This window comes from Rhizobium sp. Rhizsp42, from assembly GCF_047304155.1.
Lineage (GTDB): Bacteria > Pseudomonadota > Alphaproteobacteria > Rhizobiales > Rhizobiaceae > Rhizobium.
This window is the reverse complement of sequence record NZ_JBGLYS010000018.1, coordinates 24,737-36,286: the sequence shown is the minus strand read 5'-3', so window position 1 is coordinate 36,286 and position 11,550 is coordinate 24,737. Positions and strand designations below refer to the sequence as shown.

Annotated in this window: 6 protein-coding genes; 4 read left to right on the top strand and 2 right to left on the bottom strand. The window is 62.4% G+C overall.

The features are described 5' to 3' along the window. The first annotated feature begins 75 nt into the window (after positions 1 to 75). Positions 76 to 1,746 (top strand): heparinase II/III family protein, encoded by a 1,671-nt coding sequence (locus ACCD05_RS17885; protein WP_413394332.1) that lies wholly within the window; start codon positions 76 to 78, stop codon positions 1,744 to 1,746. A 93-nt stretch (positions 1,747 to 1,839) separates the two neighbouring features. Then, complete coding sequence (purH, locus tag ACCD05_RS17880; RefSeq protein ID WP_413394330.1) at positions 1,840 to 3,459, top strand: bifunctional phosphoribosylaminoimidazolecarboxamide formyltransferase/IMP cyclohydrolase; 1,620 nt, start codon at positions 1,840 to 1,842, stop codon at positions 3,457 to 3,459. A gap of 16 nt (positions 3,460 to 3,475) precedes the next feature. Here the strand turns inward: purH and ACCD05_RS17875 are convergent, their stop codons facing one another. Both ACCD05_RS17875 and ACCD05_RS17870 read right to left on the bottom strand, forming a co-directional pair. Next, a complete protein-coding gene (locus ACCD05_RS17875) occupies positions 3,476 to 4,861 on the bottom strand; it encodes an MFS transporter (RefSeq protein ID WP_413394328.1) in 1,386 nt (461 codons plus the stop codon). 31 nt (positions 4,862 to 4,892) lie between these two features. Next, the gene (locus tag ACCD05_RS17870) at positions 4,893 to 9,668 is read right to left on the bottom strand and encodes an NAD-glutamate dehydrogenase (protein ID WP_413394326.1); all 4,776 of its coding nucleotides are present in this window, start codon (positions 9,666 to 9,668) and stop codon (positions 4,893 to 4,895) included. 245 nt (positions 9,669 to 9,913) lie between these two features. On the opposite strand from ACCD05_RS17870, the gene pdxY reads away from it, so the two are divergent. Together pdxY and ACCD05_RS17860 are read left to right on the top strand one after the other, a co-directional pair. Further along, positions 9,914 to 10,789 (top strand): pyridoxal kinase PdxY, encoded by an 876-nt coding sequence (gene pdxY, locus ACCD05_RS17865; protein WP_018901095.1) that lies wholly within the window; start codon positions 9,914 to 9,916, stop codon positions 10,787 to 10,789. A 71-nt stretch (positions 10,790 to 10,860) separates the two neighbouring features. After that, positions 10,861 to 11,502: a carbonic anhydrase gene (locus ACCD05_RS17860; RefSeq protein WP_018901094.1), complete on the top strand. Its 642-nt coding sequence runs from the start codon at positions 10,861 to 10,863 to the stop codon at positions 11,500 to 11,502. Positions 11,503 to 11,550: the final 48 nt, after the last annotated feature.

The following is an 11,550-nucleotide window of genomic DNA, read 5'->3' as shown; positions in this document are numbered from 1 at the left end:
AGAATCATCGACGGTCAGTGCCGTTTCCGGACTTGTCCATCCAATCCTAACGATATGGGTCAATAGACAATCGAAATGCGGTCCGGACGGTTTTCAGGTCTTTACCTGCGGGAGGCTTGGCGGCGGGTACTTTGCCGTGCTGCACTTCTGCGCCTCAAGTTGTTTCGCCACACGGTCTATGTGCCCGAGCGGCTGATCGTGGCGCCGACGGATCTCAGGCCCGTCGATTCGCATGTCGCCGAGGAAATCATCAACGGTCGCTTCCCGCTGGCCGGCCGCATGCTGGAGACGGGCGGAAAGTCGCCGTTCACGTTTAGCCTCCCGTCGCGCGCCTTTGCCATCAAGCTCCATGGCTTCGGCTGGCTGCGCCACATGCGCTCCAAGAAGAACGATCTGCATTCCAACGTCGCCCGCGCGATCGTCAATAGCTGGCTCTCCATTCATGGCGGCCGGATGGAGGGCATTGCCTGGGAGATCGATGTCACGGCGACGCGCGTCATTGCGTGGCTGTCGCATTCGCCCGTGGTGCTGCAGAATGCCGACCGCGGCTTTTATCGCCGGTTCGTCCGTTCGCTCGCGTTTCAGGTCCGCTTCCTGCGCCGCATGGCGCGCTATGCGCCGCCCGGCGAGGTGCGTTTTCGGGTGCGCCTTGCCCTTGCCATGGCGTCGATCTCGATGCCGGTACGTCCCAGCGTAATCCGCAAATCCTCCGAAGCCCTCGATGTCGAGTTCGATAGCCAGATTCTGCCGGATGGCGGGCACGTGTCGCGCAATCCGCGTGTCGCGCTCGAGCTCCTGCTCGATCTGCTGCCGTTGCGGCAGACCTATATCAATCTCGGCCACGATCTGCCGCAGAAGCTGATATCCGGCATCGATCGCATGTATCCGGCGCTGCGTTTTTTCCGCCACCAGGATGGCGATCTCGCTCTGTTCAACGGCGCGACGTCGACGTCGGCGAATGAGATCGTTTCGCTGCTGCGCTACGATGAGACGGCGGGCGAGCCGTTCAAGGCGATGCCGCATTCGCGTTACCAGCGGCTGGCGGCCGGGCGCACCGTCGTTATCGCCGATACCGGCCTTCCGCCTGCTGGTAACCTCTCGCGCACGGTTCACGCCGGATGCCTGTCCTTCGAGATGTCATCAGGCCGGCATCGCTTTATCGTGAATTCCGGATCGCCGAAATTCGCCGGCAACCGTTATGTGCAGGTCGCCCGCACCACGGCGGCGCATACGACCGTGACGCTCAACGATACGTCCTCCAGCCGGTTCGCGTCTTCCGATTTCCTGGCGCATCTCATCACCGATCCGGTGAAGACGGTGCAGGTCGATCGCGTGGTTGCCGATGACGGCCGCGATGTCGTCAAGGCGAGCCACGACGGCTATCTGAAAGAGTTCGGCGTCCTGCACGAACGCGAGCTCACCTTGAACGCCACCGGTTCGATCATGACCGGACTCGATCGCCTTGCTGTTTCGGAAGAGCGCAGAGGCGAAGGAGAACTGCAGGCCGTTGCGCGTTTTCACGCCCACCCGTCGATCAATCTGAAACAGATGGACCGTGAGTCCATCCTGATGACGGCGCCGGATGGCGAGAGTTGGCTGTTTTCCTCGCCCGGTAACACGGTCGAGATCGCCGAGGATGTGTTCTTTGCCGATGCCTCCGGTATCTGCGCGTCGGATCAGATGGAAATCAGCTTCGCCTATCCGGAAAAGCCGGAAATACGGTGGTTTTTGTCTCGCAGAAGCTAGCGGCTGTTTTCGCCGGCGCAAAGCTGTGCTAACGCGGCGCCATATTCCGCGCACCTCGCCGGATGTCTCCCGAAGATCGAACGGAGAAGCCACATGGCCGTTGTTTCCAAGAAAATCCCCGCCCCCGACAAGGTTGCCGTCAAGACCGCCTTGCTCTCCGTGTCCGACAAGACCGGCATCGTAGACCTCGCGCGCGCGCTTGCCGAAAGGGGCGTTCGGCTGCTGTCGACCGGCGGCACCCACAAGGCGATCGCAGCTGCCGGCCTTGATGTCACCGACGTTTCCGACGTCACGGGCTTTCCGGAGATCATGGATGGCCGCGTGAAGACGCTGCATCCGAGGGTTCACGGCGGTCTGCTGGCGATCCGCGACGACGCCGAGCATCAGGAGGCGATGAAGGCGCATGGTATCGATGGCATCGACCTCGCCGTCATCAACCTCTATCCCTTCGAGGATGTGCGCGCGGCGGGTGGCGATTATCCGACCACCGTCGAGAATATCGACATCGGTGGCCCGGCGATGATCCGCGCGTCGGCCAAAAACCATGCATACGTCGCGATCCTGACCGATCCGGCCGACTATCCGGAGCTTCTTGAGCAGCTTTCGTCGGATGCAGGCCAGACAAGCTATGCCTTCCGCCAGCGTCTCGCCGCCAAGGCCTATGCGCGCACGGCCGCCTACGACGCGATAATCTCCAACTGGTTCGCCGAAGCGCTGTCGATCGACACGCCACGTCACCGGGTCATCGGCGGCGTGCTGAAGGAAGAGATGCGCTACGGCGAAAACCCGCACCAGACGGCCGGCTTCTATGTGACCGGCGAAAACCGTCCGGGTGTTGCCACGGCAACGCTTCTGCAGGGCAAGCAGCTCTCCTACAACAACATCAACGACACGGACGGCGCCTTCGAGCTGATCGGCGAGTTTTCGCCCGAGAAGACCGGCCCGGCCTGCGCGATCATCAAGCATGCCAATCCGTGCGGCGTCGCCACCGGCCCGACGCTGAAGGACGCCTATCTTCGGGCGCTTGCCTGCGACAGCACGTCCGCTTTCGGCGGCATCATCGCGCTCAACCAGCTGCTCGATGCCGAGACGGCGGAAGAGATCGTCAAGCTGTTTACCGAAGTCATCATCGCGCCTGAGGTGACGGAAGAGGCCAAGGCGGTTATCGCAGCCAAGAAGAACCTGCGCCTGCTCGTGACCGGCGGCCTGCCTGACCCGCGCTCTCGCGGCCTTACGGCGAAGACCGTGGCCGGCGGCCTCCTGGTACAGAGCCGTGACAACGGCATGATCGACGATATCGAGCTCAAGGTCGTCACCAATCGCCAGCCGACGGCGCAGGAACTGGTGGACCTGAAATTCGCCTACACGGTTGCCAAGCACGTCAAGTCGAACGCCATCGTCTACGCCAAGGACGGCCAGACCGCAGGTATCGGCGCCGGCCAGATGAGCCGCATCGACTCCGCCCGGATCGCCGCGCTGAAGGCCGAGGATGCTGCAAAGGCGATGGGCTGGGCCGAGCCGATGACCAAGGGCTCCGCCGTTGCGTCGGAAGCCTTCTTCCCGTTCGCGGACGGCCTTCTGTCGGCGATTGCCGCCGGTGCCACGGCCGTCGTGCAGCCAGGCGGCTCGATGCGCGACCAGGAAGTGATCGACGCGGCGAATGAGCACAATGTGGCGATGGTCTTCACCGGCATGCGCCACTTCCGCCACTAAACATAGACGAAAACGGTTACGCCCTATCCGCCGGATAGGGCGTCCGGATCAACAAGACCAGCCCGCCGGCCAGAAACAGGACGAGCGTGGCCATGCCGAGATGCGACGAGCCTGTCGCATAAGTCACGATCGAAAACAGAAGCGTCGCCATGAAGCTGGTTGCCCGGCCTGAGAGCGCGTAGATACCGAAATAGCGACCTGCCTCATCAAGGCTGACGCTGCGCGCCAGATAGGAGCGCGACGAGGCCTGTACCGGGCCGAATGCCAGGCCGATCAGCAGGCCGTAGCCGATATAGGCTTTCTCCGCCGCGGTCCCGAACAGACCGCCCGAATCCGCCGTCGGAAGCGGCACGAGCCCGAAGAGCGTATAGCCAGGTTCGGTCGATACGATACCGAAGGTCGCCAAGAGCAGCATGGTCAGGCTGATGACAATCGTCGCCTTCGAGCCGATGCGCGCATCGATCCGCCCGGCGATGATGCAGCCGAAAATCGCCACCACATTGAGAATGATGCCGTAGATGCCGATCTCGATGGTTGCCCAGCCGAACATGCCGGCCGCGAAGGCGCCACCGAGGATCAGCAGGCCGTTGACGCCGTCCTGGTAGATCATGCGGGCGACGAGAAAGCGCAGCAGCGGGCGGCGCTCCTTGAGTTCCGCAAGCGTATGCCTGACTTCACGCAGCCCGGAGCGGACGGCGGCGCCGAAGGGAAGGCCGCCTTTTACATCCGGCGTGAAAAGAAACATCGGCAGGACAAAAATCAGATACCAGACGGCCGAGATCGGGCCGGTGATGCGCGCATCCTCGCCGGTGTGCGGATCAAGGCCGAAGAGCGGGTCGAGGCCGAGGATGGTCTTGCCGGTCTCGGGACTTCCGGCAAGCAGCGCCACAACCGCGATCAGCACGATCATGCCGCCAAGATAGCCGAGGCCCCAGGCGGTGTTGGACAGCCGTCCGACTTCGTCCTTTCCGACAAGGCGCGGCATCATGGAATCGTTGAAGACGATCGAGAATTCCGCGGCGATCGACGCCAGGATCATGAAGATCACGGGGTAGATGACCGGTGAGCCGGGTGCCGCGAACCAGAGGCAGCAGAGGCTGGCGATCTTGATAACGGCGAAGAAGCCGATCCACGGCTTTCGCCCGCCGGACTGATCGGCGATCGAGCCGAGAATGGGCGAGAGAATGGCGATGATCACCGAGGAGATCGTCGCCATGTTGCTCCAGAGCGTCTGCGCGGAGACTGGATCGGCCGTCAGCCTGGCCACGAAATAGGGGCCGAAGATGAAGGTGGTGACGACGGTGAAGAATGGCTGCGCCGCCCAGTCGAAGAACATCCAACCCCAGATGCCCCTGCGCGTGGCGCGCTGGGGCTGTGTTCCCGTCCAGTCAATGCGATTCACCGGCCTGCTCCTGATTTGGGAGCGGACTGTCTCACCTCGCCCCGTCTCTGGCAAGATCGGTCAGCAGGCCGGCGGCGACGGTGATGCGGGCGAGATTCGGATCGCCGCCCTCGCTGAGACCCGCCAGTTCCTCGGCGATGCGGTTGATCCTGATGCGGTCGCTCGCATGCCATGCCTGCACCGGCAGTTTTTCCTTGCCGTTGTTTGAGAGCGCCGAGCTGACGATATCGCGGCGCGCGGTCGCGATCTGATCGAGGCTTCGCGCCAGCGCCAGGTTCTCGTAGTGATCCGAAGTGGTGATGCGGCTGCCGGCTGCCAATAGCCGGCCGATGCGGAAGGTCTGGCTGACCGCGAAATAGCTCTCGGCGGCGCGGATCAGCGGTTCACCCGTGCGTTCTGCGATCTGCATGATCTCGGGCACGAGCGCGAAGCCGATCAGATGCGCGATCTCGGCGGAAAGCTTGTCCGGCACGCCGGCGGCCTGATACTCGGCCTGACGCGCCTCGAGTTCGGGAACGACCTGGTTGGCGAAGACTGGCTGCAGCTTCTTGAAAGCCGCCCGAAGCCTTTCGATGGTTTCGGCGATGTCACCCTTGGCCATCTGCATCTTCAACAGCAGACGCGTCAAGACGGTGAAGATATGGCTGATCTCCTCGTAAATCCGGTTCTGCATCTGGCCGGAAATCCTGCCGTCAAGCGCATCGGTCTCGCTCCAGAGCCGGCTCAGATCGAAGCCATCGCGAGCGATGATGGCGGCGCGCACCACCTCGGGCGCCGATGCGGCTGTCGCGTCCATCATGCTGACGGCAAAGCTCGGGCCGCCGCGGTTGATGGCTTCGTTGGCCAGCACGGTCGCCACGATCTCGCGCTTCAGGCGGTGGTTGGCGATATCCGACGCGTTGGACTTGCGCATCTTGGCCGGGAAGTATTGCGAGAGCGTCGCCTCGAAATAGGGATCATCCGGCAGATCACTTGCCGCGAGCGCATCGAACAGAACGATCTTGGCGTAGGACAGCAGAACGCCGATCTCCGGCCGTGTCAGCGGTCTGTTGGCGGCGTAGCGTTCGGCCATGGCAGTGTCGTCGGGGAGCGTTTCGACCTTGCGGTTGAGCTGCTTGGCGGTCTCCAGCACACCCATGAACCGGGTGAGCTCGAGGCCGTTCCCGGTGCCCTTGCGCTCGGTCAGCGAGATGGCGAGCGACTGCAGGTAGTTGTTGCGGAGCACCAGCTTGCTGACTTCATCGGTCATCGAGGAGAGCAGCTGGTCGCGCTTTTGCCGCGTCAACCGGTCGTCGTGCATGGCGGCGGCGAGCGCGATCTTGATGTTTACTTCGACGTCCGAGGTGTTCACGCCGGCCGAGTTGTCGATCGCATCGGAATTGCAGCGACCGCCCTTCAGCCCGTAGGCGATGCGGCCGCGCTGGGTGACGCCGAGGTTTGCGCCCTCGCCGATGACCGTGGCGCGTACCTCGTCGGCGCTGATGCGGATGGGATCGTTGGCGCGATCGCCGACGTCGGTATCGGTTTCGGACGTCGCCTTCACATAGGTGCCGATGCCGCCGAACCAGAGAAGGTCGACAGGGCTTTTCAGGATCGAGGTCATGACTTCGAACGGCGTCGCGACCGTCTTGTCCATGCCGATCGCCGCGGCGGCCTGCGCGGTGAGCGTTACCGATTTCGCCGAACGGGAGATGATCATGCCGCCCTTCGAAAGCAGGTTCTTGTCGAAATCCTGCCAGCTCGAGCGCGGCAGATTGAACAGCCGCTGACGCTCCGCCAAGGTCTTGGCCATATCAGGATCGGGATCGATGAAGATGTCGCGGTGGTCGAAGGCGGCCAGAAGCCGGATCTTCGGCGACAAGAGCATGCCATTGCCGAAGACGTCGCCCGACATGTCGCCAACGCCGGCGACCGTGAAGGGCGTCGTCTGGATGTCGATGTCCATCTCGCGAAAATGGCGCTTCACGGTCTCCCAGGCGCCGCGCGCGGTGATGCCCATCTTCTTGTGGTCGTAACCGGCGGAGCCGCCCGATGCGAAGGCATCGTCGAGCCAGAAGCCGGCTTCCTGCGCCAGCGCATTCGCGGTGTCGGAGAAGGTTGCCGTGCCCTTGTCGGCGGCGACGACGAAATAGGGGTCGTCGCCATCAAGCCGCACCGTGTTTTCAGGCGGGATGATTTCGGTGCCGGAAATGTTGTCGGTGATCGACAGCAGCGTGCGGATGTAGGTCTTGTAGGCTTCCCGCCCCGCATTGAAGATCTCGTCGCGATTGCCGCCCACAGGTAGCTTCTTCGGATAGAAGCCACCCTTGGCGCCGACGGGCACGATTACGGCGTTCTTGACCTGCTGCGCCTTTACGAGGCCCAGCACTTCGGTGCGATAGTCCTCGGCGCGATCCGACCAGCGAAGGCCGCCGCGCGCCACCCGGCCGAAACGCAGGTGTACGCCCTCGACCTCGACCCCATAGACGAACATCTCGCGGAACGGCTTCGGCGCCGGCAGGCCGTCGATCAAATGCGGATCGAGCTTGAAGGCCAGCATGGCTTTTGCGGAACCATCAGGATTGCGCTGGAAGTAGTTGGTGCGCAGCGTCGAGTCGACCACGTTGACGTAACGGCGCAGGATACGGTCGTCATCAAGGCTTGGAACGTCCGACAGCGCCGTCTCGATCCTGGCGTGAAGATCGGTCGCCTTCTTGATCCTGTTCTTCTCGGCCAGCTTCGGGTCGAGGCCATCGTGGAACAGGCGGAAGATGAGCGAGGAGATAGCCGGGTATTTATCCAGCGTCGTCGCGATGTAATCCTGCGAATAGGCGATGCCGGCCTGGCGCAGATAGCGCGAGTAGGCACGCAACACGCTTGTCTCGCGCGCCGACAGGCCTGCCGAGATGATCAGGCGGTTGAAGTTGTCGTTGTCGATGACACCTGCAAAGGCAAACAGGAAGGCTTCTTCCAGTGCAGCTCCATGCTGCTGCAGATCGATCTCGGCGCCGCTTTGGGCTTCGAGTTCCATGTCATGCAGCACGACCAGCTTCTCGCTGCCGTCGGCCAGTGTCACGTTGATGTCGAAGGTGCCTTCGCTGATGACGCTGAAGCCGAGATTCTCAAGCAGCGGTACGCGGCGGGAGAGCGCAAGCTGGCCATTGAAGTGGAAGATCTTCAGGCAGAGCAGCGACACGCCGTCCTTGATGCGCGTGTAGAATTCGATGCGGATCTGCTCGCCCGTGGCGCAGGCGACGATGTCGGCGAAGTCGGCGAAGGTTTCCTCCGGCGGGAAGAGATCCTGGTAGGCGTTGCTCACCTTGATCTTCGGCGCCTTCGGACCGGCGAGCATTTCGAAGCGGTCGTCCCAGCGGGCCGTGATGGCACGGATTGCTTCTTCGAGCTTTGCCTGGGGGATACGCGGGGTCTTTCCGCCGGAGCGACCGATGATGAAATGGACGCGGGCGACGCCGCCTTCGGGGAAAGCCGGATAGTAGGCCGAGACGCGGCCGTCATAGATCGTCTTGAGATAGGTGCCGATCTTCTCGCGAACGATCGAATCATATTCCTCGCGCGGCACGTAGACGATAACGGAGACGAAACGATCGAAGTGATCGATGCGCGGCAGCACCCGCACACGCGGCCTGTCGGTCAGATCGTTAATCTGTTCGGCGAAGGTGGCGAGCAGGGCGGTATCGATCTGGAAGAGGTCGTCGCGCGGGTAGGATTCAAGCGTGTTGTCGAGCATGCGGCCGGAATGGCTCATCGGATCGAAGCCGAAATGCTCTTTCACCTTCTCCACCTTCGAGCGCAGCAGCGGGATATCAGTTGCGAGCGAGGTGTAGGCGGTCGAGGTGAAGAGGCCGACGATGCGTAGTTCGCCGGTGACATTGCCATTCTCGTCGAAGCGCTTCACGCCGACATAGTCCATATAGGCGCGGCGGTGGACGACGGATTTGACGTTGGCCTTCGTGACGATCAGGAAGTCGGGGCCATCAAGGAAGGCCAGAATTTCGGGCGTCGTGGTTACCGCATCGCGGCCGGTCCGGAGCACCAGGACATCGGGATTGGAGAGGATGCCCAGCCCTGTGCCCTTGTCGCGCTCGACCTTCGCGTCCGCGCCCTTGCCGGAATAGACATATTCGCGCATGCCCAGAAGGGTGAAATTGGCGTCGCGCAGCCATGTCAGGAAAGCGACCGCTTCGTCGCGATCCGCCTTGCGGCGGCCGACATTGCGCGACGACAGCTCGTCGATGGCGGTGCCAAGCTTGTCCAGCATGGGCTTCCAGTCGGAAACCGACAGGCGCACCTGTTCGAGGACGATTTCGATCCGCTCGATCAGGTCTGCGGATTGCGCCGGGGTGAGCGGCGCGAGGTGAAGCTGGATGTGGCTGACACGGTTTGCCGGCTCGCCGGGCATATCCGGCGAATAGAGTTCCGGCGGATGACCTGGCTGCATGACGAGAATGGGATGAACCGCCATGAAGAGATCGCGGTAGCTGCTCGTTACCTCGCCCATGACCGACTCATAGAGGAACGGCATGTTGTGATCGGTCACCGACAGGACCGATACCGCCACGCCATCCGGCTCGACATTGTCGAGCGAGGTGACGGTGACGCGCGGGGCACTGCCGGTCCAGGCGGCGAGTTCGGCCGCGCAGTGGACGGCGGAAATCGCCAGCATTTCAGGCGTGTAGGATTCAAGGTCGTCGCCGCTGGCGCGTCCGAAGAGGATGTCCGGCGCGAGATAGTGCTCGCCCATCGCCGTCGCGATCTTGTTCGCGCTCTCGATCTGCTTTTCCCGTTTCGGATTGTTTCGAGCAGCCATTGACTGTGTCCCCCATTTTCTCGATTGCGCGCAGGTTAGCAGAAGGTTTGACAGAAAAATTGCTAAAATAGGGACGTCGATCGCAGTTTTCGTGCGAATTTAGCCGGCATGTCGTCAATTCTGTAAAAAATGATCCGAATATGATTTTCTTCGCCAGAACTTTGATCACGCCCGAATGAAGAGTTGTTGACAGTCGCGCAGCAAAAAGACGATCAACTGAAGATCGGAACCCGGATCGGATAAACATGTCGCAGAATGCAGCAGGCACGGTCATCGTCATATCGAGCCACGTCGTTCGTGGGTCGGTCGGCAATCGGGCGGCGGTGTTCGCGCTCGAGACGCTCGGCCACCAGGTATGGGCGCTGCCGACCATCGTTCTGCCCTGGCATCCGGGCCACGGTCGTTCGACGCGGCTAACCTTCGCGGAAGCCGATTTCGACGCGGCGATCGACGATCTCATTCGCGCGCCCTGGATCGGCGAGGTCAAGGCGGTGCTTTCGGGCTATTTCGGCAATGCCGCGCAGGCCCGCTCCGTCGGGCGGTTGATCACCGCGCTCCGCGAGCGCAATCCCGATCTGTTTTACGTTTGCGATCCCGTGATGGGTGATCTCGGCGGGCTTTATGTTCCCGAGGCGACCGCTGAGGCAATCCGGGACCATCTGATCCCGCTGGCGTCGCTTGCGACCCCCAATCGCTACGAACTTGCATGGCTATCCGGCGCGCCGCTGGAGAGCAACACCGAGATCATGGAGGCGGCGCTCGCGCTTGGTCCCGCGCGGATGCTGGTGACCTCGGCGGTGCCGATGATGGCTGGTGGAACGGGCAACCTCTATCTCTCCGGGCGCCACGCGCTGCTTGCTGAGCACCGGCTGATCGACAATCCGCCAAACGGCCTGGGTGATCTTCTCGCCGCTCTCTTCCTGTCGCGGCTGCAGTCCGGCATGGAAGACGAGAAGGCGTTGCAGCTGGCGACGGCCAGCGTCTACGAGGTGCTGGCTCGGGCGGTGAAGCGCGGTAGCGACGAGTTGACACTCGCAAACGACGCCTCCAGCCTGTCGACGCCGATGGCGATGGTGCAGATGCGGCATCTGATGCACCCGGCGCAGCGGCGAAAGAGCTAGCGGCCGGGGGCCGTTAACGCATTTGGCGCTGCGATATTGATCTTGCATCGCTCACGCTGTAATCGAAGATCATGCAGCGTTTTCCAGATACACTTCTCGACGGCTATCGCAACTTCATGAGCGGGCGTTATGCCGACGCTCGTGACCGATACAGGACGTTGGCGGAGCACGGGCAGAGCCCGAGCACGCTGGTCATTGCCTGTTCGGACTCACGCGCGGCGCCGGAACTCATCTTCGATTCCGGGCCCGGCGAGCTCTTCGTCGTCCGCAACGTCGCCAACATGGTGCCGCCCTACGAGCCGGACAGCAATTTCCATGCGACCTCGGCGGCACTTGAGTTCGCGGTTCTGGCCCTGAAGGTCACAGATATCGTCGTCATGGGACATGGTCGCTGCGGCGGTATCCGCGCGGCGCTCGATCCCGATGCCGAGCCGTTGTCGCCTGGCGATTTCATCGGACGCTGGATGTCGCTGGTGCGGCCGGCTGCCGAGCAGATCCAGAGCAATGACGTGATGACCCCTGGCGAACGCCAGACGGCGCTGGAGCGCGTGTCGATCCGCAACTCGATCGACAATCTCAGAACCTTTCCGGAGATCAAGGCGCGCGAAGAGGCTGGTGACATTCAGCTGCATGGCGCCTGGTTCGATATTTCGACCGGCGAATTGTGGGTCATGGACGCAGAAACGCGCGACTTCATTCGCCCTGACGTCTGACACCAAAATCCGAGACAAGCAAAAAGGCGCTGCGGTTTCCCGCGGCGC